At 64.6% G+C, this 26182-nt stretch carries 24 protein-coding genes; 11 read left to right on the top strand and 13 right to left on the bottom strand.

The genetic code is table 11. The features are described 5' to 3' along the window. Nucleotides 1–28: 28 nt before the first annotated feature. The 3 genes from LWC34_RS40000 to mihF all read right to left on the bottom strand — a co-directional run bounded on the left by LWC34_RS40000 (nt 29) and on the right by mihF (nt 2433). Nucleotides 29–868 (bottom strand): PhzF family phenazine biosynthesis protein, encoded by an 840-nt coding sequence (locus LWC34_RS40000; protein ID WP_233730405.1) that lies wholly within the window; start codon nt 866–868, stop codon nt 29–31. 9 nt (nt 869–877) lie between these two features. Further along, nucleotides 878–1987, bottom strand: coding sequence for an isochorismate synthase (locus LWC34_RS40005; RefSeq protein ID WP_308200204.1), 1110 nt, complete (start codon nt 1985–1987; stop codon nt 878–880). Nucleotides 1988–2121: 134 nt separating this feature from the next. Continuing rightward, the gene (mihF, locus tag LWC34_RS40010; protein WP_233730999.1) at nt 2122–2433 is read right to left on the bottom strand and encodes an integration host factor, actinobacterial type; all 312 of its coding nucleotides are present in this window, start codon (nt 2431–2433) and stop codon (nt 2122–2124) included. Nucleotides 2434–2858: 425 nt separating this feature from the next. On the opposite strand from mihF, the gene LWC34_RS40015 reads away from it, so the two are divergent. After that, a complete protein-coding gene (locus LWC34_RS40015) occupies nt 2859–4496 on the top strand; it encodes a long-chain fatty acid--CoA ligase (protein ID WP_233730407.1) in 1638 nt (545 codons plus the stop codon). A 378-nt stretch (nt 4497–4874) separates the two neighbouring features. Here the strand turns inward: LWC34_RS40015 and LWC34_RS40020 are convergent, their stop codons facing one another. The 6 genes from LWC34_RS40020 to LWC34_RS40045 form a co-directional block, all read right to left on the bottom strand. Further along, the gene (locus LWC34_RS40020; protein ID WP_233730408.1) at nt 4875–5099 is read right to left on the bottom strand and encodes a hypothetical protein; all 225 of its coding nucleotides are present in this window, start codon (nt 5097–5099) and stop codon (nt 4875–4877) included. 328 nt (nt 5100–5427) lie between these two features. Next, nucleotides 5428–5958, bottom strand: coding sequence for a hypothetical protein (locus LWC34_RS40025; protein ID WP_233730409.1), 531 nt, complete (start codon nt 5956–5958; stop codon nt 5428–5430). A 150-nt stretch (nt 5959–6108) separates the two neighbouring features. After that, on the bottom strand, nt 6109–7341 hold the full coding sequence (locus LWC34_RS40030; RefSeq protein ID WP_233730410.1) for a C39 family peptidase: 1233 nt from the start codon (nt 7339–7341) through the stop codon (nt 6109–6111). A 65-nt stretch (nt 7342–7406) separates the two neighbouring features. Then, a complete protein-coding gene (locus LWC34_RS40035) occupies nt 7407–7985 on the bottom strand; it encodes a PadR family transcriptional regulator (RefSeq protein ID WP_233730411.1) in 579 nt (192 codons plus the stop codon). Between the two features lie 88 nt (nt 7986–8073). After that, the gene (locus LWC34_RS40040; RefSeq protein WP_233730412.1) at nt 8074–9783 is read right to left on the bottom strand and encodes a TIGR03767 family metallophosphoesterase; all 1710 of its coding nucleotides are present in this window, start codon (nt 9781–9783) and stop codon (nt 8074–8076) included. A 945-nt stretch (nt 9784–10728) separates the two neighbouring features. After that, a complete protein-coding gene (locus LWC34_RS40045) occupies nt 10729–11550 on the bottom strand; it encodes an SDR family oxidoreductase (RefSeq protein ID WP_233730413.1) in 822 nt (273 codons plus the stop codon). 103 nt (nt 11551–11653) lie between these two features. Here LWC34_RS40045 and LWC34_RS40050 point away from each other — a divergent pair, with 103 nt between their 5' ends. The 5 genes from LWC34_RS40050 to LWC34_RS40070 all read left to right on the top strand — a co-directional run bounded on the left by LWC34_RS40050 (nt 11654) and on the right by LWC34_RS40070 (nt 15005). Further along, a complete protein-coding gene (locus LWC34_RS40050; protein ID WP_233730414.1) occupies nt 11654–12025 on the top strand; it encodes a winged helix-turn-helix transcriptional regulator in 372 nt (123 codons plus the stop codon). Beyond that, nucleotides 12022–12990, top strand: coding sequence for a gamma-glutamylcyclotransferase family protein (locus tag LWC34_RS58290; RefSeq protein ID WP_233730415.1), 969 nt, complete (start codon nt 12022–12024; stop codon nt 12988–12990). Before LWC34_RS40050 ends, LWC34_RS58290 begins: the two co-directional genes overlap by 4 nt. 82 nt (nt 12991–13072) lie before the next feature. Beyond that, complete coding sequence (locus LWC34_RS40060) at nt 13073–13690, top strand: DUF4232 domain-containing protein (RefSeq protein WP_233730416.1); 618 nt, start codon at nt 13073–13075, stop codon at nt 13688–13690. 47 nt (nt 13691–13737) lie between these two features. After that, complete coding sequence (locus LWC34_RS40065) at nt 13738–14124, top strand: hypothetical protein (protein ID WP_233730417.1); 387 nt, start codon at nt 13738–13740, stop codon at nt 14122–14124. 29 nt (nt 14125–14153) lie between these two features. Beyond that, nucleotides 14154–15005, top strand: coding sequence for a DUF3558 domain-containing protein (locus tag LWC34_RS40070; protein ID WP_233730418.1), 852 nt, complete (start codon nt 14154–14156; stop codon nt 15003–15005). Here LWC34_RS40070 and LWC34_RS40075 read toward each other — a convergent pair. Then, complete coding sequence (locus LWC34_RS40075) at nt 14992–16581, bottom strand: FAD-binding oxidoreductase (protein WP_233730419.1); 1590 nt, start codon at nt 16579–16581, stop codon at nt 14992–14994. The two genes, LWC34_RS40070 and LWC34_RS40075, sit on opposite strands and share 14 nt — an antisense overlap. A gap of 16 nt (nt 16582–16597) precedes the next feature. Between LWC34_RS40075 and LWC34_RS40080 the strand changes: the two genes are divergently transcribed. Genes LWC34_RS40080 through LWC34_RS40095 form a run of 4 tightly spaced genes read left to right on the top strand, consistent with a single transcriptional unit; the run spans nt 16598 to nt 20822 of the window. Next, entirely contained in the window at nt 16598–17182 is a 585-nt protein-coding gene (locus LWC34_RS40080) for a TetR/AcrR family transcriptional regulator (protein WP_233730420.1), read from the top strand. Next, entirely contained in the window at nt 17179–18669 is a 1491-nt protein-coding gene (locus LWC34_RS40085) for a glycerol-3-phosphate dehydrogenase/oxidase (RefSeq protein ID WP_233730421.1), read from the top strand. Before LWC34_RS40080 ends, LWC34_RS40085 begins: the two co-directional genes overlap by 4 nt. A 54-nt stretch (nt 18670–18723) precedes the next feature. Continuing rightward, nucleotides 18724–19635 carry an ABC transporter ATP-binding protein gene (locus LWC34_RS40090; RefSeq protein ID WP_372496721.1) on the top strand — a complete coding sequence of 304 codons (912 nt, stop codon included), beginning with the start codon at nt 18724–18726 and terminating at the stop codon, nt 19633–19635. Next, complete coding sequence (locus tag LWC34_RS40095) at nt 19632–20822, top strand: ABC transporter permease (protein WP_233730423.1); 1191 nt, start codon at nt 19632–19634, stop codon at nt 20820–20822. The genes LWC34_RS40090 and LWC34_RS40095 overlap by 4 nt, the downstream gene beginning before the upstream one ends. Here LWC34_RS40095 and LWC34_RS40100 read toward each other — a convergent pair. From LWC34_RS40100 to LWC34_RS40110, 3 genes are all read right to left on the bottom strand, one after another. Next, a complete protein-coding gene (locus LWC34_RS40100; protein ID WP_233730424.1) occupies nt 20812–22113 on the bottom strand; it encodes a cryptochrome/photolyase family protein in 1302 nt (433 codons plus the stop codon). The two genes, LWC34_RS40095 and LWC34_RS40100, sit on opposite strands and share 11 nt — an antisense overlap. Before the next feature lie 381 nt (nt 22114–22494). Next, nucleotides 22495–23814, bottom strand: coding sequence for a citrate synthase (locus LWC34_RS40105; RefSeq protein ID WP_233730425.1), 1320 nt, complete (start codon nt 23812–23814; stop codon nt 22495–22497). Between the two features lie 205 nt (nt 23815–24019). Continuing rightward, nucleotides 24020–24946, bottom strand: a complete 927-nt coding sequence (locus LWC34_RS40110) for a carbohydrate kinase family protein (RefSeq protein WP_233730426.1) — start codon at nt 24944–24946, stop codon at nt 24020–24022. A gap of 57 nt (nt 24947–25003) precedes the next feature. On the opposite strand from LWC34_RS40110, the gene LWC34_RS40115 reads away from it, so the two are divergent. After that, nucleotides 25004–26149: an acyl-CoA dehydrogenase family protein gene (locus LWC34_RS40115; protein WP_233730427.1), complete on the top strand. Its 1146-nt coding sequence runs from the start codon at nt 25004–25006 to the stop codon at nt 26147–26149. The last annotated feature ends 33 nt before the right edge of the window (nt 26150–26182 follow it).

Below are 26182 nucleotides of genomic sequence, written 5' to 3' on the forward strand. Positions count from 1 at the left end.
TTAGGCGTGTTCTAACACCTATAACCACTCACGAGAGAAGAAGGGTGCCGTGGGCGACGATCACGGCCGAACCGGCGACCTCGACCTTGTCGATCTGCTCGCCGGAACCTTCGACGCGGGCGTAAAGCGTTGACGGGCGGTGGATTTCGGCACCCTGGCTGATCTCGACGTCCTGTCCGAAGGGGACACGGCCGTAGCGCGCGAGGTGCACGGCGAGCGGGCCCGCTGCCGAGCCGGTCGCGGGATCCTCGTTCACCCCAAGGGAAGGACCGAACATCCGGGTCTTCCACCGCAACCCAGAACCCGCGAAACAGTTGACGCCGATGCCAGGCAGTTCCGCAAGGACCGACATGTCCGGACGCAACGCGGCCACGGCGTCGGTCGTATCGAGCATCACGTAGAGGTGCCGAGGGCCATTGGTATAGACATCGACGGGAAGCACCGAGTACCGCACCCCCAACGCGGCCAGAAGTTCCGCCGCGTCAGCGAATTCCTCCCACGTCGGCACCGGTTGGGACATCCGGCCCGACACGATCCGGTCGCCGTCACGCGTCAGCGCGACGGGCACGATGCCCTTCCCGGTTTCCAGGCTGATCGAGTCGCCCTCGATCGTCTGGCCCAAAACGTAAGCGGTGCCGAGGATCGGGTGCCCGGCGAAGGGCAGTTCCAGCGCTGGCGTGAAGATCCGGACCTTCGCGTCACCACCGTTGGTCGGCGGCAGGACGAACACGGTCTCCGACAGGTTGGTCTCGCGCGCGATCGCCTGCATGTGTTCGGCGGGCACGTCGTGGCCCGCCGTGAACACCGCGACCGGGTTGCCCTTCAGCGGCCGCTCGGTGAAGACGTCGGCCACGACATACGGATGCATAGCCCAAAGCTACAGCGTGAGATCAAGTCCCATGCCACGCAACAACGTCTGGAACTTCGCCGACGTCTCGGCCAGTTCGAGTTCCGGCACCGAGCCTGCCACGATACCCGCGCCCGCGTAGAGCCGAAGTGACTGGTCAGTGACGTCCGCCGAGCGGATCGCCACGGCCCATTCGCCGTCGCCGTTGCTGTCCACCCAGCCGACCGCGCCGGAGTAGAAGCCGCGGTCGAAGGATTCGATCTGGGCGATCGCGTCACGGGCGGCCCTGGTCGGCGAGCCGCAGACGGCCGGGGTCGGGTGCAGCGCCGCGGCCAGCGTCAACGCCGTCACGTCACGGTCGATCAGCTCGCCGGTGATCTTGGTGCACAGGTGCCACATGCTCGGCGTGCTCACCACGGACGGCGCGCGCGGCACGTCCATCCGCTTGCAGAACGGCCGCAGCGCCTCGACCTCGGCTTCGACCACCCAGCGGTGCTCGTCCTGGTCCTTCTTCGACGCCAGCAGCCGCTGCGCGTTGGACCGGTCCTCGACCGGGTCTTTGCCGCGTGGCTGTGAGCCAGCGAGCGGCCGGGACACGAAACTCATTCCGGTCCGGCGGATCAGCAGCTCTGGACTGGCGCTGACCAACGTCACCCCAGGGGTGGGCAGTGGTGTCGCGATTGTGTAACCGTGCGTGTTCATCGCGGCGAGACTGGCAAGCATTCGCCGCATGTCGACGGGCTCATCGAGATCGATCCGGAGCGTCCTGGCCAGTACGACCTTGCCGACGGCGCCGTCTTTGAGCAGTGCGAGCGCCTTGGTAACGCTGTTCTGGTACTCCTCAGGCTCCGGTTCGGGTGTGACGCGGTAGCCGGACAGCGAAACCTGCTGTTTTCCCTGCTGGCTTGGCCCTGACCAGGCCACGGAGGTGGGCAGCAGCACGTGTGTCTCGCCCGTGTCGTCGTACGGCAGCGCGCCGACCGCGATCCCGCCGTATTCCGTCAAAGCGTCGTTGACCTGCGCGGACAGCGCGGCCGAGTCCTTCTCGGAGAGGACGTGCCTTGGGTCGCTGGCGAGCAGGGTGCGCTCCGGGCTGGCGAAGAAGAAGGCTCCCCGCTGGTACTGGTCGATCAGTTCCACGTCCACAACCTCTCATCGTGCCCGCCCAGTCTCATGGTGCCCTTATGGGCACCCCTGAAACTGCTGAAGGTGGCCCTCGTCATGCGAGGACCACCTTCGGCACATTCTTCAGCCCCTCCGGCTAGGGGCCGGTCTCACTTGAGGGCGTCGATCAGCGCACCGCGCTGACGCTCGCCGAGACCCGCGGCACGACGCTCGGCGTCGATACCAGCCTTCTCGAGCAGTGACGCGACCTTGACCGCACCAAGACCAGGCACGGCCATCAGCAGCTGCTTGACCTTGGTCTTTCCGATGGTCTTGTCTTCTTTGGCCTTGGCGAGCACCTTGTCGATCGTGGTCTTGCCAGCCTTGATCGAAGCAAGCAGCTCGGAGCGCGCCTTGCGTGCCTCGGCTGCCTTGGCCAACGCGTCAGCGCGCTGCTCGGGAGTCAACGTAGGCAGAGCCAACGTGCTGTTCCTTCCTATGTCGAGGTCTGGTGTCGCCGGGTGCGAATTCCACCGCCCCATTTTTCGGAGCCTGTCCGCGCCTCACGACGCGACCAGTAAACGACACCTACCTGCGCAACATACCCCCGACACGCGGGACTTTCCGCCGAACAACCCCGCACCGACCAGGCACAACCCTCTGTAATTCACCCTCAAGGGCGGTTTCTCGACAGTACGCGCGGGCCTATCCGGGGAGTGCCGCCGGCCGGATTCGGCCGCATTTCTGGGCCTCTTCCTGGGGATGTCTGAAATCTCCGAGAACTACCGCAGGTGAGTTTCAATTGCAAGCCGTGACCGTGACCGTGACCTCACCGCACAGTGCGAACGACCATCTACTGTGCAACCAGGCGCACGATGCGGTGATGCAGGACACAGCGGGAGAGCCCATGTTGAGCACGATGCAAGACGCCCCTCTCACGATCGGGCGGATCGTCCGCCACGGAACTGGCATGTACTCGTCCAGCGAGGTAGTGACCTGGACCGGGACGGAAGGACGCCGCGAGCAGTACGGTCAGACCGGGAGAAAAGCGGCACAACTCGCGCACGCGCTGCGCGGCCTGGGCGTCACCGGCGACCAGCGTGTGGGCACCTTCATGTGGAACAACGCCGAACACCTGCAGGCCTACCTGGCCGTACCCGCGATGGGCGCGGTTTTGCACACGCTCAACCTGCGTCTCTTCCCCGAGCAGTTGACGTACATCACCAACCACGCGGCTGACCATGTCGTGATCGTCGACGCATCGATCGCGCCCCTGTTCGCCCGCGTGCTACCGACGTTCAGCACGGTCAAGCACGTTGTGGTCGCCAACGGCCCAGTCGAGGCCTTGGAGGCACCGGCGGGCATCGAGGTGCACTCGTACGACGAACTCCTGGCGGCGCAGCCGGATTCCTACGACTGGCCAGAAGTGGACGAACGCCAAGCGGCCGCGATGTGCTACACGTCGGGAACGACCGGAAACCCGAAGGGCGTCGTCTACTCGCACAGGTCGATCTACCTGCACTCGATGCAGGTGTGTATGTCCGACAGCATGGGCCTTGCGGGCTCGGACAAGACTTTGGTGATCGTGCCACAGTTCCACGCGATGTCCTGGGGCCTGCCGTACGCATCCATGCTCGTTGGCGCTTCTTTGCTTATGCCGGACCGTTTCCTGCAGCCGGAGCCGCTGGCCGCGATGATCGCGGCTGAGAAGCCTTCGTTCGCTGGCGCTGTTCCAACCATCTGGCAAGGGTTGTTGGCTTATCTCGAAGGCAATCCTGTTGACATGTCGTCGTTGCGTGACGTGATTGTTGGTGGTTCGGCGTGCCCGCCTTCGTTGATGCATGCGTTCCAGGAGAAGTACGGCATCCACATCACGCATGCCTGGGGTATGACCGAAACCTCTCCCCTTGGCAGCGTTGCACGGCCGCCCGCGGGCGTGACCGGCGATGCCGAGTGGCCGTACCGGTATTCGCAGGGCCGCCCACCCGCTTCGGTGAGTGCGCGTTTGATGGACGACGACGGCAACGAAGTGCCTTGGGACGGCGAAAGCGTTGGCGAGCTTGAGGTTCGCGGCCCGTGGATCGCCGCTTCCTATTACCGTCAGGACGAAGACGGGGAAGGCGCGGAGAAGTTCCGGGACGGCTGGCTGCGCACCGGCGATGTTGGCGCGTTCACCTCCGACGGTTTCCTGAAGCTGACCGACCGGTCGAAGGACGTGATCAAGTCCGGCGGCGAGTGGATTTCGTCGGTGGACCTGGAAAACCAGGTAATGGCCCACCCTGCGGTGGCCGAGGCAGCGGTAGTCGGCATTCCGGATGAGAAGTGGGACGAACGCCCCTTGGTCGCGATCGTGTTGCGGGAAGGGCACAGCGTCGAGCCTCAGGAGCTGCGCGAGTTCCTGGAAGGGCGGGTCGCACGCTGGCAGGTACCGGAGAACTTCACGTACATCGACGAAGTGCCGAAGACCAGCGTCGGCAAGTTCGACAAGAAACGGATCCGCGCGGCATACGCCGACGGCAAACTCGACGTCACCCACCTGACCTGATCTGTCCACAATAGAGCAACGGCTCCCCTGGCCCAGCGGCGACAAAACCCGCCACCAGGGGAGCCCTTGCTTTTACGTTACTCCTTGGGTACGACAATTCCAGGTTTTCACTGAGGGACCGACATTCCGCCGACCTGCACCTGGGCATGCGCCATCGCAACAACAATTCCCCAGGGGGACCCCCGATTTTTACGTTACCGCAAGGGTACGACAGTTCCAGGTTTCCGCCGGTGGAACTGGCATTCCCGACTGTTCAGGCCAGCTACCCCGAGCTTGTACAGTCGGCGGATTCGGCTTGTGGTGGACGTGCCACCGGGCCCGCCCGGCGGGATCTGCCGAGAAGCGACCGGCGATTGCCTAGCCCCTTCGCCCTTTCAGCTATCCGGCGAAACCGCCGCCGGTCTCCGCGGCACCCTTGGGCTTCACGGCCACCTGCTGCTTCGGCTTCCCTTCCGGCGCAACAACTTTCAGCGAAGCCTTGAGCACCGAGTCGTAGCACTTGTAGGTGATCGAGTAAGTGCCCGGCTTGGCGTCCTTCTTCACCGTCGCAGCAACCTCATAGACACTGCTTTCCTTGGTCCGCAACGCACCCAGCTCAAGCACAGAAGCGCGAACCTTCCCAAGATCACCCTTCTGACCAACGCAAAGCAGTGTCACAGTCACCTTCTGACCCGGCTTGACCACCCCCGGACGGACGGAGACCGAAGCGTCCCCGCCGTCCGGATGCGGGACCGGCGGCGTTGGAGACGCCGCCGCAGCGAACGGTGCGGAAACGGTAACCGCAGCAACAGCAATGGCAGCAGCACTGAACAACCTACGCACAGACATACTTGTCCCCCTAAGAACATCTGTTGGGCTGCACCAGCCCAACCCGTATCTCTAAAGTCGTGCGGGGAGCTGCGAGGTTGATCGCGTTACCAAGCTGAGATCATCAAGCGATGCTGGCGGCAAAGCGGGCGTTCTGGGCCGCGCCGGTGACCGTGCTGCCGCGGCCGTCGATGAATCCGCCACGCGTGCACCACAACGTCACCACGTAGCCGCCGGAAACGCGTCCGACGCCACGGCCTGAGCAGTCCTGCCCCTTTTCGCCGAGTAGCACGACCAACTCGCGTGCTTCGACTTGCGCGTCGGTCAGCGTGCTGCCGTAGCCATCGATGAAACCGCCTGACGAGCACCACAACGTGACCACACGGCCGCCAGTCGCGGCTGAAGTTCCCCTACCGCCGCAATCGATGCCGTAGTCGACGTAGATTTGGTACAGCAAAAGCGCTTCACGGTTCGCGTCGGTCAGCGTGCTGCCGTAGCCATCGACGAAACCTGCGCCTGAACACCAAAGTGTGACCACGTAACCGCCGGATACTTGCCCCGACGATCTGGCGTCACAGCTCGCGGCCGAGGCGGTTGCGGCCGGTACGACGATCATGCCAAGGACGAACAGGACCGCGGCCAGTGCTCGTTTCATGGTGGCTCCCCTCATGTTTGACCGAGCACCGCACACTTTCCCAACACCGCGGGGAACCGGCGACGGGACAAATACCGCCGCCACAAAAAGGGCGGCGGCCCTCGTGAGCGAGCGAGGGGGGAGGCACCCGCTCAGGAGGACCGCCTGGCTCTATGGGGTGATGATGTACGCGATTCCGCCGGGACCGCCGGCAACCGAGCCGTCCGCACGGTAACGCTTGGTGCGCTGCCAGATGTTCTCGAACTGGGCGCGCTTGTAGATGTTACGGACGCGTTCGTTGCTTGACGAGGCGGGGTCGTTCGTGATGACGTCGCCGTCCTTCGTGAATCCGATGACGACCATGATGTGGCCGGCCGTGCCGTAACCCGCGCCGTCCAGCTCCGAAGCGAGGAACGACTGCGAAGTGATCACCGGGATGCCGCGCTTGATGTACTGCTCAAGCTCAGTGAGCGAGCGCAGTCGGGTCACGTGTGCCTTCAGGCCATACGTTGCGGCATAAGCGGTATTGAACGGCCAGTTGCCGGTCGCGTCGTAGTCGCTGTCGTAGGTGAACCGCGCCGCGTGATCCACACTGGGGTCCTCATAGGACGGATCGACCCATGCGAGGTCCTCTTTAGAGGGTCGCTTTCCCCAATATTCCACGACCATCTGGGTTGACGCTGGACTGCACCAAGCCTCACCGCCGCCGCCATACTCCGGATACTCTCCAATGTGGATGTTCTGGGAGTACGGCGGGACCTTCAGTTCCTTGCCCCACGCGCCCGCCCCCGGGCTCGTCGGCACGCTGAACCGGTCGGGGACCGCGGAAGTCATCGCGCCAGCCATGGTCAGCATCGGCGATTCGCCACTGCCAACAGCGCGGTACAACGTCACGCGTAGTTGATAAGCGCGCAGTGTGGATTTCGCAACGAAAGTATCGACGTCGATGTAGCCGTGCGTGTCCGATTGCCCCGGCAAGCTCGTCCGGCGGATGTCGGTGTCAGGCAACGCCCAGCGGCCCATGCCGTACCACATCGTTTCGACGCCTGACGCCGTCCGACCGCGCATCTCGACGCTCAGCCAAGTGCCCTTGGGCGTGCTGGCATTCCATGAGGGCACGAGCTGTGTCGCGTCGAAACCATGACTGTAGAACGGTGACGTCCAGGTGCCGTACTCGTACGTCTTCGTGCCCATGCCCGGCTCGGTGTGCTCGATCGTGCCCGCCGGACGGCCGATACGCAGGCCGCGCAGGGTGGGAACCAGACCGTCGCGCTTGCCCGCGTAGAAGAAGTCGTATTTCTGCCAAGAGTGGAAGTTCACCGGTGTCTTGAGTTGGGCGGCCGCCGCGGGGAGAACGGGTATTGCCAGCAGGGTCGCGATGGTCAGCAGGGCTAATCGGGTCATGGTTACGTCTCCCTCGACTACGTGGGAGATATTTTCACCATTGTCACAGATCCTGTAAACCGCTGTCAGGGTGGATCCCGGTCCAGCTCCTCCATGAAGTCCTTCCAGAACTTCTCCACCGTACGTTCGTAGCGCATCCCCAGCTCAAGGGTCTTGAGCTGCCACCGGTCGGCCAGTGACTCGATTTCGGCGCGCTGCCGCAGGTAGCCGTCAGCGCGGTCACGATGGGACTCGTATCGGTCCCTGGCGAGCTTGCGGATGTCATCAGGGCGCGCACCGGTGCCGAAGAACAGTTTGAGCAGACCGGTGTCCCTGACCTCGGTCTGTTCGAGGGTCGGCTCGGCCAGCCACTCGGCCAGCGCCTGACGGCCTTCCTCGGTGATCGCGTACGTACGTTTGCGCCTGCCGCCCTCCTCAGTGGTCTGCGTGACGAGCCCGGCCGCGACCAACCGGGCAGGCTCGTCGTACAACTGTGAGTGAGCGAACGCCCAGAAGTTGCCAACCGATCGGCCTACCCGCTGCTTGAGCTCGTAACTCGTGGCCGGACCGTACGTAAGCATGCCCAAGACCACATACGAGGTCGCGTTGAGCTTGCGCGACCGGCCAGCCGGCGGCTCGACAGGTTCGGCGGGCAGCGGAGTCACCTCCTGGGAAGCGTCGCTTTGACGATAGCGATCACTCAGCAGTTGTGTGCTCCCCTTATGCCAACACAGTCGAGCCGACGGCGCCCGCTCAGAACGGCTTGGCCAACACCAGCTCGGTGTTGTGATCGACAGCCGACCCCATCAGCCCAGGGTCGGCGTGCAGGTCGTTGAGCGAGATCTGCCGGTACAACGACGCCAGACCAGCCGTCGAGCCGTCGCCGTACTCGGCCTCGTACGGGCTGTCGGACTCGATGAGCGTGGTGAACAGTGACAGCGTTCCGTCACCGTTGTCGGTCAGCTCGATGATCCTGGCGTGCTGCGGATAGTCGATGTGCGACGCGGTGTTGATTTCCCAGAACCCCTGCTCGGGCGTGGCGCCACGGTGTGCGGTGATCCGGTTGCGGTGCGAGTGCCCGTTCACCCACGCCACCACATTGGGGAACCGGTTGAGCAACCCGACCAACGCGGCACCGTCACGCCGCGGCTCAAGCAAGTTCGTCGGGTCCGGCAGCAGGTTGTCCATCGATGTGCTCGTGTGATGACTGAACAGTACGAACAATGTATCCCCGGCACTCGTACGAACGAGGTTGCCCTTGGTGTCGTAGTAACGCGAGCTGCCTGACTTGAGCGTGCGCTCGATCCATTTGAACTGTCCGTCACCCAACGAACCGTCGGCGAGTCCCGCACGGTTCGTGGTGTCCATACCGATGCCGACGACACCTGGCGCGATTTGGAACGTGTAGTAGAGGTCACGGCCGCTGGCGTTGGCCGGGCCGAATCCGTGGCCAACCGGACCAGGACCGGCGTTACGCGGATCGCGATGCGCGGCGACGTACTCCTTCGGCGTGAACGGCCTGCGACGCGAATCCGGCGTGACCCGACGGATCGGCCCGCGGAAGTTGAGCAGCAACTCAACGGCCTTGAGCGGCGAGCCCTGCATCGCTTGGGCGAGTTTGGCCGCGTCGGATTCCGAGGAGAAGCCCTCGATCTTGACGGAACCGGTGTAGATGGCGTCGATCAGCGGGACGCCGCTGGGAAACGTGCCTTGCACGCTGTCGTCGTGATTGCCGAAAACGCTGTACCACGGCCGGTTCAAGCCGGGACTGGTGAACGGTTTGATCGCGTTGGCAAGCAGTTCCGGCATCAGCGGGAACGCTTTGTCCTTGTACATGTCCGAAACACTGTCCCCGGGATTCCAGTACAGCTTCGCGCGCGAGTTCTGCACGCCTTCGAACCGCGCGGGATCGCCGGTGTTCGGGGTGATCGTGCCGCCGTTGAGGATGGTCAGAAACCATTCGAGCTCGACGGTCTCATGGTTGTCGGTGTTGTCACCCGTGTTCAACACGAAGTCGAAGGGGCGCCCGGTGTACGGCCCTTTGATGGCGTTCACGCGTCTGACGAGCGCGGCGGCGCCCTGCGTGCCCAACGTCTCTTGTGGACGATGCGCCGACCCGATGAACGGATGCACGAACTCGACCCGCGCCGGGCTTTGCGCGTCGATCACGTGCAAATCGGTGAATTGCACGAACGACGTGAGCGCCGTGCGGCGATCATCGCGCCCGCTTTGCGGCGCGACGAGGTCAGCGCCGACGACGAGCGGCCAGCCCGGTCCGGCGGTGAGTCGGCGAAACCCGGTGCCCACGGGGGTGCCGACGGTCTCGAGTGTTGTTCCGGCTGGGGCGATCGCGCGCTTGGTGGTTTCGCGCAACGCCCGGTCCAGCGCCTGCGCCGGTGTGGCGGCGAGCAGACCCAACGCACCTGTGGCAGTCAGCAGCCGACGACGGCTTAGGTTGGCCATGCCGCGATCCTGCCGGAGAACGTGAAGGAAAGTCACTACTCCGAAGGTTGGGATCACAGCGAAGATCTACTGTGGACCTGACCACAAACTTGAGCTCCGACAGGGCAAAGTGCTCAAGTTTGACTCTGCCCGACGGCTGCGGTGGCTCTGTCCCCGACACTGTTCTGGCCCAGTGCTGGCCCAGTTCTGACTCTCTGGCGCGGCCTGCGGCCCCGATTTCTAGTCTAGTCGAGGCGTCTGACAAAACTGGGAACGAACGTTGTCCGGAGGCTGGGTTATCCACAGATGGACAGTTGTCCACATGGGAACGAGATGCTTCTTGCGCCACGACACGCCGGATTCAGCTTTCCGACGCTCCGCGGCCACAAGGATTCGGTTGGCCCCAAAGATGAACAGTCTCCGTGGAGACCTTGGAGCCACTCTGTCCGCTCCACACCAATTCGCGCCACACCCGGCGGCCGCATCGCAGCAGTAACCACAGCAGCCGGGTTTAGCCTTGCCCTCGGGAACGACACCAAAAGTGTCAGACCCCTGCGATAGCATTAAATCAAGGGCGCCCCTGGTGGCGGGATTTGTCGCTAGTCGCCTGAGGAGTTGGCGCTTGTCGACTGCCGGTTACCGCAGCCGAGTGGCAGATCTGGGCCCGTGCTGGTGATGGGGCGTTGCGAGGGGAAGATTAGGTGCGTTGGATTGGATGCCGTGAAGGTGACCTTCACGGCATCCGGTCCTGTTACAGGTGGGGCAGACGGGGCCGAGTTTGACTACCGGGCCAATCAAAGGTCCACAATGGACCATCAGACACCCTGTACCCTTGCTGGCTGGGGCCAAAGCCGCACGGACCCACCCATGCGGGAACAGGTTCCGGAGGGCCGCGCGGATCACCCTGGGCTCAGCTTCGAACGGTTGCGCGGATCGCTTCGGCGAGCGGAATCGCCCGGCAGCCAGTCAGCTTCCCAAGGCTGCGCGGATCGTGTCAGCGAGTGGCGTTGTCGGGCGGCCGATCAGCTTTTCCAGGTCAGGACGGACTTCTCCGAGCGCACCCTCGCCATTGGCGATGCGCACGTAAATGTCCGTGAACATCTCGGCGGCTTCTCTGGGCAGTCCACTCGCGACATAACCGGCGCGCAGCTCTTCCGCCGGAATACTCTTGTGCACGAAAGGCTTTCCGGAGATCGAAGCGACCTCGGCCGCGAACATGTCGAACGTCCAAGCAGTTGACCCGGTGAGCTCGTAAACCGCGTTCTCATGCCCGGCGGAGCTGGCGACAATCGCCGCAGCCAGAGCGTAGTCATCCCGCGCGGCCGAAGCGACCAAGCCGGAACCTGTTGAAGTCAAGAAGGTCCCGTCGGTGTGTGCGAGCTGTGCGGTGTAGTTCTCGTGGTACATGTTGTTGCGCAGGAACGTAAACGTCAGCCCCGCGGCGCGGATCGCTTCCTCCGTCGCCTTGTGGTCGGCAGCGAGGCCCAAAGGTGACGTCGTCGCCTCGGTCACACTCGTGTAGATGATGTGCGAAACCCCCGCGCGCTGGGCGGCGGTCACTGCGTTGCGGTGCAGCGCCTGACGGTCGCCACTGGGGACCGAGATCAGGATCAGCTTGGTCACTCCCGCGAACGCCTGCTCCAGCCCCGCTGGGTTGGTGTAGTCGACGTGTCGGCCGCCCTCAGCCGGGGTGCGGGAGCCTTCGATGAAGGTGGCACCACGGGCCGTCAGGTGGTTCTTGATCAATGTGCCTAGTTGGCCGTTCGCTCCGGTCAGCAGAAGTGTCATGCCGCTAACCCTAGGAGCGTTACTAACTCAAAGTAAGTACCCACTTTAACGTGCTGTACTTACCTCTAGGGAAGAATCCTGGACACGGGCATATACTGCGCACATGGAAAGTGCCCTGGTTGACGTATTCGACATGAAGTGTCCGTCGCGGGCCGTGATGGAACATCTGTCCAGCCGGTGGGGCGTGCTCATCCAGATCATGCTTCTGCGCGAGGGCACGATGCGGTTCAGCGAGCTTCGCCGCGCCATCGGCGGCGTCAGCGAGAAGATGCTTGCCCAAACTCTGCAGGCCCTTGAGCGTGACGGGATCGTCCGCCGGGTTGTGCATCCGGTTATCCCGCCGCACGTCGACTACAGCCTCACCGATCTTGGTACGGACGCTGCCACGGTCGTCACCGCCCTGTTCGATCTGATCGCTGGCCGGTGGGATGAGTTCGAACGGGCTCAGGTCGCCTACGACGAGCGCAAAAAGTGAGCACGTTCACCGACGCCGACTACCCCGCCGCCCCTTACCCGGGCACTCGTCCTCCTTTCTCTTACGTCCACCTCGATGGCAAGGGGTGGCGGGTCAAGCCCGACGACGATCTCGACGAGTGGCTGACCAAGCACAACGCCGCCACCCTCGCCGAGCGCGTTCCCGTGCTGACGTACGGCTCGAACGCCAACCCCAGCAAGATCACTTGGCTACGCGAGAACCTCGGTCTCGAGGGGCCGGTCGTGGTCCTCAGAGCCACATGCACGGGCTTGTCCGCGGTTTGGGCCGCTGGATTGCGGGTCGTGGATACGCAACGACCGGTCACACTCGCCGCAATGCCCATGGCGACCGAGGTCCATGCCGTGTGGATGGCCGATCCGGCACAGGTCGCTGTCCTCGATGTCTGCGAAGGCCGCGGCGATCGGTACAACCTGTCCCGCCTGCACACCGGTCGCGTCGAGCTTGAGGACGGCAGCGTCTGGGACGGTCTGCTCGCGTACACCGGCAAGGCCGAGATCCGGTGGCCGCTGCTCGTCGGAGGTTCACCCGTCCGGCTGGCGGAAATTGGTCAACCGGAGGCGCGCGATCTGGTCGGGACCGCCGCGCCAGTGATGGGGCTCGATGTGTCCGTTGTGGACGGCGCGCCTGAGCCGGACGAGTTTCCAGCGCGCGTGTTCGTCTACGGCACGCTCAAACCTGGGGAATCCGCGTGGGACCTGGTTGAGCCGTGGGTCGATGGCGAGCCTTACCGAGCCAGCATCACCGGTGAGGTCTTCGACACAGGGCTGGGCTACCCGGGGCTGCGGCGCGGCACCGATCGGGTGAGCGGCTGGGTATTGCCTTTGCGCAGGCCAAAAGCCGCACTGGCCACTTTGGATTCGTACGAAGGGGACGAATACCGCCGCATCCGGGTCGCACTGCCGGACGGCACGATTTGCTGGACATACCTATGGAAATTCGCCTGAGCGTGTGACTGCTCGCAACCCGGCGTGCGGTCGCCCGTCCTTACTGATAGGACCGGGTAACTACGTTACGGGAGGTGGCACCATGGTCCGCAACCGGGTGATTTTCGTAGGGATGGCCCTACTGGCGGCCGGAACACTCGCCGCGTGCGGCGGTGGGCCGACGACAGGACAACCGCAGCAAACCGTGACGGTGACGCAATCTTCGACGACACAGCCAAGTACTCCGCCGGACCAGACGAGCACAGGCCCTGAGCGGCCGGACCACGTCGTGCGTAGTACGAACGTCGCTCGATGTGGGCCAACGGCGCTGAAGGGCGAGATCGTGTCAGGCGACGCGGCCGCGGGCAACCGCTACGCCAAGCTGCAGGTGACGAACACGAGCTCGAAAGCGTGCACTTTGTACGGTTACGGCGGCCTGCAGTTGACCGATGCCAACGGTCACGGGCAGCCGACCAAGCTGGCGCGCAAGGCGGATCCGGGTCCGGCGCTGGTCACGCTCGAGCCGGGGCAGAAGGCCTTCAAGAACCTGCACTGGGGCGCGGTGCCCGACGGCACCGAGTCCACAACGGGCGCGTGTGAGCCCGAGTCCAAAGGCGCGACAGTGATTCCGCCGGACGAGACGCAGCCGTTCACGGTCAAGTTCGACTTCGGCTCGGTCTGCCAGCACGGCGCGATCGACGGCAGCGCGTATTACAAGTAAACAGATTTACTGGCCACGGGCCGGTGTCAGCAGGCACCCTGTCGCGTATGTCGACAGAGATCCTCTCGCCGGCCCAGCCGCAACAGGACCCGTTGGCGCAGATCACGCTGCCGCCACGGGTCTTTGTCGCGTCACTGGCGTCGATCGCGTTGGTCGTCGGCCTGGTACTCGGCCTGCTCCCGGTCCGGGTATCCACGCTGGACACGACCACCACGGTCAAGGTGAGCTGCGGTAACACCCTCGGTGGCGTCGAGACGCCACAGCTGGCGGCCAGTCTCGGCCGCCCGGAACGGCCGATCCTGGCCGAGTACGTCGCCATGTGTGATCGCGGGATCGACGCCCGCGCACTGCCCGCGTGGACCCTGTTCTTCGGCGGCATGATCGGCTGGATCTGGCTCGGTGCTGTGCGACGGCGAAAATCGGGGGTCGAATAGGTCTGGACCAGTCGGTACTATCACGGTGTATGAGGGTTCGACCGCATATCGTGATCGTCGCCCTGCTCCTGCTCGCGGGGTGCTCCGCAGAACCTGGCCAGTCCACGCCCTCGGTACCCCTGCCGCCGGACGAATGGGCCTCGTTCCGCACCATCGACTCCTGCGCGATCCTCGACGAGGCCGCGTTGTCGAAGCTAGGCAAGGTCGGTGCCCGCACCTTCAGTGGTGCGAGCGCGCACAACTGCGTCGTCACGATCACGCAGCCGGACGGAACGCCCCTCACCGCGCGGGCGTACGTCGGCGAACGTGTCGCGGCGGACGCGAAACCGGTTGAAATCCCCGGCCTGACCGCCGTGCAGGACACCGGTTGCACACTGACGGTCAAGACCACGGGCGAGCTCGGCATCGCAATCTCCATCGAGGGCACTGACTACGAAAAACAGTGCGCCCAAGCCCGTGAGGTGGCAACGGCGGTCGCCGCGCAACTCAAGTCGCCGCCGCAGAGCCTCGCCGCTTCTCCTTTCCACGGCAAGGATCCGTGCCAGCCGGTCGACCAGTTCACCCAGCAAATCGGCGCGCTGATCCAAGCTCGTCGCCCCACGCTGATCAACTGTGAGCTGACCGGGGCGAACGGAACAATGTTGATCAGCCACGAGATCGAGAACATGGCTGCTCACGCGCACGGCGAGCCGCTGACCGTCGGCGGCAAGGAAGGCATGCGGCACCAGGAACCCGACCAGCAGGACCGGTGCGAGGTCATGGTGCTGGTCCGGCCGGTGCTCGAAACGTCCTATTTCACCACTCGGCTCGAAGTGGGCGGGACGTCCGACGCGTGCGCGAAAGCCACCGACGCCGCCAACGAGTCGGCTAAGGAGCTATGAGCTTGCCGGGGTTGAGGATCCCGCTCGGGTCGAGCGTGTTCTTCACCGCGGCGAGCACTTCCACCCCGAGGTCGCCGATCTCGGCTGGCAGATAAGGAGCATGGTCGACGCCGACGGCGTGGTGATGCGAGATCGTGCCGAGTCCGGCGATCGCGTCACACGCCGCAGCCTTGGCCCGTTTCCATTGCCCCGCAGGGTCTTCGAGCGATCGCGGCGCGATCACAGTGAAGTACAAGGAGGCGCCGGTTTCGTAGGCGTGCGAGATGTGGCACATCACGATCGGGCGCTCGAACGAATCCGTCAACGCCTGGCGGACCTTTGTGCACAGCTCGGTCAGCTGGGACCAATGCGTTGCGGTTTCCAGGGTTTCCACGCACACACCCGCGTTCATCAACGCGTCACGTTGCCGTGGGCCGTTGAATCGGCCATGCCGCCAGGCCTCTCCGAGCACACGGCCCAGTCTGATCGCGCCACGCAGTTTGCGAAGAGTCGCGGCCCTGCGCATCGCCAGCTCGGTCTTGTCCTGTGCCTCCCAGCCGAGGATCAGCATGCATGGCTCGCGCACTCCCCTGGCCTTCAGATAAGCCTTGAGCCCAGCGGCTTTCAGGCCGCCAGTCAGCGCGAATGACACGCGCGTCTCATCCACATCGGACAGTCGGGTCACGTCAGCGAGCACGCGATCCTGAGCCAGTTTCCGGACCACGTCGGCACCGCGCTCGCAGCCGTCGACCACGAAGCCTTCGTAGCGGCGCACTTTAGGCAACGGCCGGACACGAACCGTGACCTCGGTGATCACACCGAAGGCGCCTTCACTGCCGATCATGAGATGCCGCAGGTCAGGGCCTGCGGCCGAGGCCGGCGCCACACCAAACCGCGCCTCGCCGCGCGGAGTGGCGACGCGGACGCCTTCGACCATGTCCTCGAACCGGCCGTATCCCGACGAGGCCTGACCGGCCGATCGGGTCGCGGCGAACCCGCCGATCGTGGCGCGCTCGAACGACTGCGGCACGTGCCCGAGCGTCAAACCGTACTCCGCCAAGGCTTTTTCAGCGTCCGGAGCACGCACACCGGCCTGGAAAACAGCCAGCCGGGAGACCTCGTCGACCAGGACAAGCCGATCAAGGCGAGCGAGATCGACGATGACCGAGCGTTCCGAAGCCTGCACACCGCCGACAACCGACGTCCCGCCACCGAACGGAACAATGCTCAACCCGAGCTCCGCGCACGCCTTCACCACGGCAGCGACCTCAGCCGGATCAGCGGGCAGGACGACCGCGTCTGGCACGGAAACCGAGCCAATCCCCTTGTGCGCCAGCAGATCCAGATACGACAGGCCGCCGGTCCGGCCGAGCCTGCTCCGCTCGTCGGTGAGCATGTGCTCGGCGCCGACGATGCCCGCCAGCACCTCGCGCGCTTTCTCCGGCAGCTCCGACGGCGGCGCGGTCAATGCCCGCGTCGGCGTCCATGAGTCCGTCAGCCCAGTCTCCTGCCTGAGCCACCGCACTGCGTGGGGCGGCAACTGCGGCGGTTCAGACGTCCACGCGGACCGCAAAAGCTGGTCAGTTCGGTTCGCCATAGGTACAGTGTGACACATGGCGTCACAACGTCACAGTTATCGAGTGGACGACGACGTGCTCCTGGACGCGGCACGCAGCTGTGTGCTGGCGATCGGTGTCGGCCGGACCACGCTGACCGAGGTGGCCAGGCGGGCGCAGGTCAGCCGGATGACGCTGTATCGGCGCTTCCCGGACGTCCGCAGCCTGATCGCGGCCCTGATGACCAGGGAGTTCGGTGGGCTGCTCGCGGAGATATCGGCAACGCTGACCGGGCTGAGCGCCCGCGAACGCCTGGTGACCGGCTTGGTCACCGGGGTCAAGGCGCTGGGCACCAACCCGATCATGCGGGCCGCGCTCGACCTGGAACCCGAGCTGATCCTGCCGTACGTGGTGCAGCGGCTGGGCAGCACGCAGCGGCTGACCGAGCAGTTCATCGCCGACGAGCTCAAAGCCGGGCACCACGACGGGTCGATCCGGCCGGCCGACGTGCCGACGCAGGCGCGCGCGGTGCTGCTGATCGTCCAGTCGTTCGTCCTTTCGCAGCGCCCGGCGACGTCTGATGTGGACAGTGACGCGCTGCTCGACGAGCTGGCCAAGATGCTCAACGGGGCATTGGCGTGAACACCTCGCTCAACGCGAGCCGTCGCCTCGCGGATATCGAAGCCGCGGCCAAGGACGTCGTCGACGTGCTGGTCATCGGCGGCGGGGTGACCGGAGCGGGTGTCGCACTGGACGCCGCGTCACGCGGTCTTTCGGTCGTCCTTGCCGAGGCGCACGACCTGGCGTTCGGCACCTCCAGGTGGTCGAGCAAGCTGATTCACGGCGGCCTGCGGTATCTCGCGAACGGCGATGTCGCAATCGCCTACGAGAGCGCGGTCGAACGCGGAATCGTGATGACACGCACGGCGCCGCACCTGACCCGGCCGCTCCCCCAGCTCATTCCGTTGTACGAAGGCGTTTCCAGTGCGCTGGCGATGACCGGCCTGTACGCGGGCGATCTGTTGCGACGAATTGTCCGTACACCCTCGGGTCTTTTGCCTCGTCCCCGGCGAATTCCGGCGGCTGAAGCGCTTGCGTTAGCGCCTGGGCTGAAACGCGAGGGACTACGCGGCGGCCTGCTTTCGTATGACGGTCAGTTGATCGACGACGCACGATTCGTGATCGCGTTGGCCAGAACCGCTGCCGGGCACGGCGCCCGGATTCTCACCAAGGTCAAAGCTGTTTCGCTCGAAGGCGACGGCGCGCGCCTGCGTGACACCCTGACCGGCGCCGAATTCGACGTCCGGGCCAGGAAAGTGATCAACGCCACCGGAGTCTGGGCAGGTCAACTGGTTGAGTCGGTACGGTTGCGGCCGTCGCGCGGCACGCACGTCGTACTGTCGTGCACTGGCATCACGGGCACTTCGCTGACCGTGCCGATTCCGGGTTCCCGCAACCGGTTCGTACTCGTTCTGCCCCAGGTGGACGGCCGGATCTACGTCGGACTGACCGACGAGCCGGTGGATGGCGAGATTCCCGATGTCCCGCACGCTCCGGAATCCGATGTGGACTTCCTGCTTTCGGTCGCGTCGTCCGTCCTCGAACGACCGTTGACCCGCGACGATGTCCTGGGAGCGTATGCCGGACTTCGGCCGTTGCTTGACGCGGACGGCGCCAGCGCGGACCTTTCCCGGCGACACGCCGTCCGCACCGCAGCTAACGGTGTGATCACAGTTGTCGGCGGCAAATTCACGACATATCGCCGAATGGCTGCCGACGCGGTCGACGCCACCGGGCTCACCACGATTCCGGCCCGTACCAAGGATATTCCGCTCGTCGGCGCGACTGCGCGTGAGCGACTGGGCCGAATCGACGCACCCGCTAGGCTGATCGCCAAATACGGCACGGAAGCCGCGCAGGTCGCCAAGCTCGACCCGGCAAGACTGCACCCCGATCTGACGATCGCCGAGGTCATCTGGGCTTTCCAGCACGAAGGCGCACTGGACGCCGACGACGTGCTGCACCGGCGCTCCAGGGTGGGCCTTGTTCCCGCCGAGGCGAACCCCCTGGTAGACATCGTGAGTGGTTACGCGCGTTCTAACCCGCGTAACCACTCACGAGGCTCTTGAGCGCGGACGGGGTCCAGGCTGGATACTGGGGGCACGTCCAGCGAGGAAGGATCGATGGTGCCTGAGGCGGGACTGGAGATCGACCACGTCTCCAAGCGCTACGGCGACGTCGTCGCCTTGTCAGACATGACATTCGAGGTACGGCCGGGTGAATTGTTCGGTTTCGTCGGTAGCAACGGCGCCGGCAAGACCACCACGATGCGCATCGCGCTCGGCGTGCTCGAAGCGGATTCCGGCGCGGTGCGCTGGGCAGGCGAGCCGATCACGCTGAGCACGCGCCGCCGCTTCGGTTACATGCCTGAGGAACGCGGCCTGTATCCGAAGATGAAGGTGCTGGATCAGCTGGTCTACCTGGCCAAGCTGCACGGATTGACAGCCAACGACGCACACCGCGCGGCCGACGACTGGATCGTACGGCTTGGCCTGCGTGAGCGGAGGCTGGACGAGGTCCAGAAACTGAGCCTTGGCAACCAACAACGCGTGCAGCTGGCCGCGGCGCTCGTGCACAACCCCGAAGTGCTGGTGCTCGACGAGCCGTTCTCCGGATTGGACCCGGTCGCGGTGGACGTGATGAGCCAGGTCCTCAAAGAAAAAGCCGCGGAAGGCATCCCGGTGGTCTTCTCCAGCCACCAACTTGATCTTGTACAACGGCTGTGTGACCGCGTCGGGATCATCAACAAAGGTTCGATGGTCGCGTGTGGCACGGTCGACGCGCTGCGCTCCTCTGGCGCGTCCGAGCTCGTTGTGCACGCCCCGAAAGCGCCGACCGGTTGGGCCGCAGGGATTTCCGGTGTCGAAATAGTGTCCGAACAGGACGGCCGAACGACTTTCCGGGTCGCGGACGATGTGGACGATCAGCACATCCTCCAGGCCGCGTTGGAAACCGGGCCGGTGCACGAGTTCAGCAGGCACCGGCCGTCGTTGGCGGAGCTGTACCGCAATGTCGTCAAGGAGAACGGGCGATGAACGAGCTCAAGCCAGCTCAGGCCGTGCTGCTGGTCGCCGGGCGTGAGCTGAACACCAAGCTGCGCACGCGGTCCTTTGTGATCGGTACCATCGTCTCGATCGTCGTGCTCGCGGTTTTCGTGCTGCTGCAAAGCTCCTCGTTCGACGACCAGGCGCGCAGCACGGTCGGCCTGAGCGGTCAGGCGACGGCGTTGGGCCCGCAGATCGTCGAATCGGCCAAGCAGCTCGGGCATGACGTCCAGATCATCGACATCGCCGATCCGGCGCAAGGCGAGCAGCAGGTCAAGGACAACGATCTGGACGCGCTGGTGACCGGCCCGGTCGGCTCGCTCCAGGTGACCGTCAAGGACAACCTGAACACCGAGCTGCGCAACACACTCAATGGCCTGATGCGCCAGCAGATCCTGACGTCCGAGCTGGCCGCGGCCGACCTGGACCCCAAGGAGGTCCTCGGCACCGCGGCCGCCGCGCAGGTGACCGTCAAGCAGCTCGAACCGCGTGGTGACGATCAGGGGCAGCGACTCGTGATCGGCCTGATCGTGGCGTTCCTGCTCTACATGGCGCTGATGATCTACGGACAGATGGTCGCGCAGGGCGTGGTTGAGGAAAAGTCCAGCCGTGTGGTGGAAATCCTGCTGGCGACCGTGCGGCCGTGGCAGTTGCTGACCGGCAAGGTGCTCGGCCTCGGGCTGGTCGGGTTGATCCAGTTCGCGCTGATCGCCATCGTCGGCTTGATCGCTGGGCTCGGCACAGGAGCCTTGACGATCTCGGGCACCGCGGTCGTCAGCGTGATCGCGGGCCTGTTCTGGTATCTGATCGGATTCTTCTTCTATGCCACGATTTTCGGCGCGGTCGGCTCGCTTGTGTCGCGCCAGGAAGAGACGCAGAGCGTGCTCACGCCGGTCACCATGGTGATCGTGATCGGCTTCATCTTCGCCATCAACCTGTTGATCAGCAACAGTGACAGCACGCTGACCACGGTCATGGCGATCCTGCCGCCGTTCGCGCCGATCCTGATGCCCGGCCTGACCGCGATGGGCATCGCACCGATCTGGATGCAGGTCGCGTCGGTCCTGTTGTCCCTCGGCGGGATCGCTTTGGTGGCGTGGCTCGGCGGCCGGATCTACAGCAATGCCGTGCTGCGCACCGGAAGCCGGGTTCGGTTGAAGGACGCTCTTAGTTCTTGATCGAGTTATAGCGGGCCAGGGCGACCTCGCGTTCGTGCGCGTGGTCGACCATTGGCCGGGGGTAGTCAAGGCCGTCGATCTCCCATGGCTTGTGCACGCGTTTGCCTGTGATGCCACGCAGTTCCGGCACGAACCGTCGCACGTAGTCGCCGTTCGGGTCGAACTTCTCGCCCTGTGTGGTCGGATTGAACACGCGGAAGTACGGCGCCGCATCGGTTCCGCTGCCCGCCGCCCACTGCCAGTTGTGCTGATTGGACGCCAAGTCGCCGTCGACAAGGTGCCGCATGAAGTGCCGCGCACCCCACCACCACGGCAGATGCAGGTCCTTGACCAGGAAGCTGGCCACGATCATCCGGACCCGGTTGTGCATCCAGCCGAGTTCCAGTAGCTGCCGCATGCCCGCGTCCACGATCGGAAACCCGGTTTTGCCTTGGCACCACAGGTCGAACGCGTCCTGGTCCTCATCGAGTTCGATCTTGTCGAATCTTCGGTCCAGGTTCTTGCGCGCACTGTCCGGCCTGTGCCACAGGACATCCGCGTAGAACTCGCGCCAGGCTAGTTCGGTCCGGTACGTGCTGGGTTTGAGGTCGTTGAGCAGGGTTCGCGGGTGCACGCAGCCCCAGCGCAGGTACAGCGACATCCAGCTGGTTCCCGGCTTGTCCGGTCGGTCGCGGTGTTCGGCGTAGTCGTCGAGACGCTCTGTTTTGAAGGTCTCCCAGGCTTTCCGCGCTGCTTCTTCGCCCGCATCGGGCAGCTCAGGTGTTTTGGGATCCTGGGGGATTCGGCTTTCGCGTGGCGGGTCGATCCAGTCCACACTGGACGCATCAGTATCCGCGGGCTTGCGCCAGCCGTGATCGGCCCACGCTTTGGAGAAGGGCGTAAAGACCTTGTACGGCGTGCCATCGGGTTTGGTGACGCGGCCTGGCGTGACCGCGTAGGGCGATCCCGAACGGACAAAGTCGATGTCCCCGAGGGCTTCTTCGACCTTCTCGTCGCGTTTACGGCCGTAGGGCGCGGTATCGGCGGTGACGTGCACGCTGGAAGCGTTGATCTGCTTGGCGATGCTCGGCACGAGCTCGACGGGATCGCCGGACACGACAAGCAAGCGATCGTTCAACTGCTCGTTGAGGGCACGCAGGCAGCGGTACATGAACGCAAGCCGCGGCGCGCCCGAAGGTTTGATCAAGCGGTCGTCCAGCACGAAAAGCGCGAGCGCGTCCCGATCGGCGGACAACAGCGCAGGATGGTCTCTGGTCCGGAGGTCTCGACGAAACCAGATGACTGAGGTCATCCAAGAACGCTATCGCGTGGGTGGCACGCGTGCAGAACGCCGTGTCCACCGTTCCAGCACACCGTGTCCACCGTTCCAGCACACCGTGTCCACCTTTGCGACACAGTGAGATGCACTTTGCCGCACCTAGCTCGTGGATTTCTTTCTTTGCCCGCGAGCTGGCGCGTGTCCACCATTCCGGCACGGTGAGTCAAACTGCTCGGCTCGCTTCCAGCTTGCTTGCTTTCCGCTTTTCGCCGCTCGCGTTCAACTCACCATGCCGGAGCCGGTGGACACGCGCGATGCCGTCGCCGGTGGACACGCGCGATGCGGTCACCGGTGGACACGCGCGATGCCGTCACCGGTGGACACGCGCTGTGTATCGGGCTTCGTCCGCCCTCGCTACGCTCGGGCGTCCATTGCCACGTAGTCACGCTGCTTCGGTCCGATGTAGACCTGCCTCGGCCGGCCGATCTTGGTCGCCGGGTCGTTGGTCATCTCGCGCCAGTGGGCGATCCAGCCGGGGAGACGGCCGAGCGCGAACAGCACCGTGAAGAACTTCGTTGGGAAGCCCATCGCTCGGTAGATCAACCCGGTGTAGAAGTCCACGTTCGGGTAGAGCTTGCGCTGGACGAAGTAGTCGTCCGCGAGGGCGTACTCCTCGAGCTCCTTGGCGATGCCGAGCAGGCTGTCGTCGCCGCCGAGCTTGCCGAGGATCTCGTCGGCGGTCTTCTTGATGATCGCGGCACGCGGGTCGTAGTTCTTGTAGATCCGGTGGCCGAAGCCCATCAGCTTGACGCCGTCTTCCTTGTTCTTCACCTTGTTCACGAACGACTTCACGTCGCCGCCGGAGTCCCTGATGCCTTCGAGCATCTCCAGCACCGCGCTGTTCGCGCCGCCGTGCAGCGGTCCGAACAGGGCGTTGATGCCCGCCGAGATGCTGGCGAACAGGTTCGCCTCCGACGAGCCGACCAGCCGCACGGTCGACGTCGAGCAGTTCTGCTCGTGGTCGGCGTGCAGGATGAACAGCAGGTCGAGCGCGCGAGCCAGGTCCGGGTCCACGTCGTACGGCTCGGCCGGGAAGCCGAACGTCATCCGCAGGAAGTTCTCAACCAGGCCAAGCGAGTTGTCCGGGTAGAGGAATGGCTGGCCGACCGACTTCTTGTACGCGTAGGCCGCGATCGTCGGCAGCTTGGCGAGCAAGCGGATGGTGGCGATCTCGGTGCGCTCGTCGGTGACCGGCTTGAGGGTCTCCGGGTAGAACGTGGACAGTGCGGACACCGCGGAGGACAGCACCGGCATGGGGTGCGCGTCCCTCGGGAAGCCGTCGAAGAACCTCTTCAGGTCCTCGTGCAGCAGGGTGTGCCTGCTGATCTTGGTGGTGAAGTCGTCGAGCTGCGCCTGTGACGGCAGCTCGCCGTAGATCAGCAAGTAGCTGACCTCGATGAAGGTTGAGCGCTCGGCGAGCTGCTCGATCGGATATCCGCGGTAGCGCAGAATTCCCGCGTCACCGTCGATGTACGTGATCTCCGACGAGCAGGCGGCGGTGTTGACGAAGCCGGGGTCCAGTGTGACCAGTCCGGTTTTCGCCAGCAGTTTGCCGAGCTCGATTCCGTTCGAGCCCTCGGTGGCGGGTACTACCGCCATTTCGAGCTCTCCGCCGTCGTGGTGAAGCGCGACGGTACGAGTACCGGATTGCGGCGCGGTCGTCGCGTCGGGCATGAATGTCCCTCTCCCGATCGGTCAGGGCGGTGGATCTGGCGAATCAAGCCACGTGCACGCGGTCTGATCGATCGCCGCACCGCAGCACCGCCCCATTGGGGTCCTGTCAACCCCCAACGCTAGTGCTCTTCGAGCGAATCGCCCAGTGCGGCGTAAGTTAAGACACGGCTGGTGGGACGCTTCTCACATCGATTCACAGAACGATTCAGAGGATTGGATCCAGTTCAGCCGCGAATGGCGGCTCGGCGCCGGCACGTGACACCGTTATCGCGGCGGCCGCCCCGGCGTATCGCAATGCTGTTCGCCATGCGTCCTTGTCCAGCTCACGCAGGTGTTCCGCCGAACGGACGCCTTTTGTATACAACCAACTGAGCAGCGCGCCGTGAACGGTGTCACCGGCACCGATCGTGTCGACGACTTGCGCTTGCGTAGCGGCCACCTCGATCACTTCACCCGACCCGGCAACAACGGCTAACCCTTTCGAGCCACGCGTGAGCACAACGGCGGCTGGGCCTTGTTGTTGCCATTCTTTGGCGGCATCAATGGCGTCTTTTTCGGCGATCCACTCGGCGTCCTCCTCGGACAGCTTGAGCAGATCGACATCGGGCAGCCAGCTGGCGAACCGGGCCCGATAAGCCTCGGGGTCGTCGATGAGCACCGGACGGACGTTGGGGTCGAGCACAGTGAGGGCGCTGGAACGCCGCATGACCTGCTCGTACGCGCTGGCGCCCGGTTCGAGCACGAGGGAGAGCGTGCCAAGCGAGAGCATGGTCATCTCGGGCAGTTCCTCAGGCTCCTGGAAAAGCCGGTCGGCCGTGCCTTCGGCGTAGAACGTGTAGCGCGCGCCACCATCCGGCCCGAGGCTCGTCACCGCGAGCGTGGTCGGCTCCTTCCCGCGCTGCAGGTTCGTGGTGTCCACATTGGACAACTTGAGCCGGTTGACGAGAGCCTCGCCGAAATCATCGGCCGAGATCCGGGAAAGGAAACTCACCGGAGCCCCGAGGCGACCCACCGTGACGGCGACGTTGAACGGGCCACCGCCAAGCCGGGGCAGCAGTGCGCCAGGTTCTCCGTCGAGTGTGGACTTCGCGGGCACCAGGTCGACCAGTGCCTCACCAGCGACAACGATCACAGCCCGGATAGTAATGTGGGTTGTCCTCAAGCACTGCATACATACGGAGATCCCGCGATGGCAGTCGAACGTCTGCTCCCGGACACCGAGGCGGAAGACCTCATCGCCTTGACCCGGGACATTGCCGCCAACGAACTGGCGCCGAAGGCCAGCTCGTACGAAGAGAAGGAGCTGTTCCCCAGGGAAGAGTTCCGCCTACTTGGCCGATCCGGCCTGCTAGGCCTGCCGTACCCAGAGCAATGGGGCGGCGGCGGAGTGTCGTACGAGGTGTACCTGCAGGTTCTTGAAGAGATCGCGGCGGCGTGGCTGACCGTCGGCGTCGGCCTGTCGGTGCACACGATGTCCTGCTACGCGCTTGCCGAATATGGCACAGACTCGCAACGTTCGTCCTGGCTGCCAGACATGTTGGCTGGCGAGTTGCTGGGGGCGTACGCGCTGTCGGAAACCCACGCGGGTTCGGACGCGGCGGCGCTGTCGACGCGCGCTGTGCGGGATGGTTCGGACTATGTCGTCACCGGGACGAAAGCGTGGATCACCCACGGCGGCGAGGCGGATTTCTACACGACCATGGTCCGGACGTCGCCTGATGGCGGCCGCGGCATCAGCTGCCTGCTCGTGCCCGCCGACACTCCCGGCCTGTCGGCCTCCGCCCCCGAACGCAAGATGGGCCTGACGGCGTCGACCACCGCGCAGATGAATTTCGACGGCGCCCGGGTGCCGGTCGCCCGCCGTCTCGGCGACGAAGGCATCGGCCTGAAGATGGCGCTCACGGCGTTGAACTCCGGGCGCCTGGGGATCGCCGCGTGTGCCGTGGGGCTGGCGCAGGCGGCTTTGGACGAGGCCGTGCGTTATGCGAAGGAACGATCCCAGTTCGGCCGGTCGATCATCGAATTCCAGGGCATGGAGTTCCTGCTCGCCGACATGGCCGCCGCGGTCGAATCAGCCCGGGCGATGTACCTGGAGGCCGCGCGTCGGCGGGATCGCGGGCTGCCGTTCAAGCGTCAGTCCTCGATCGCCAAGCTCGTCGCCACAGATGCCGCGATGAAGGTGACCACCGACGCGGTGCAGGTGCTCGGCGGCGCCGGGTACACAAAGGACTTCCCGGTTGAGCGGTACATGCGTGAGGCCAAGGTGCCGCAGATCTTCGAAGGCACCAACCAGATCCAGCGCATGGTCATCGCCCGCGAACTGAAGAACGCCTAAAGGCTCAACAACCCTCGTGAGTGGTTATCCGTG

The sequence above is a fragment of the Kibdelosporangium philippinense genome, assembly GCF_021390435.2.
Lineage (GTDB): Bacteria > Actinomycetota > Actinomycetes > Mycobacteriales > Pseudonocardiaceae > Kibdelosporangium > Kibdelosporangium philippinense.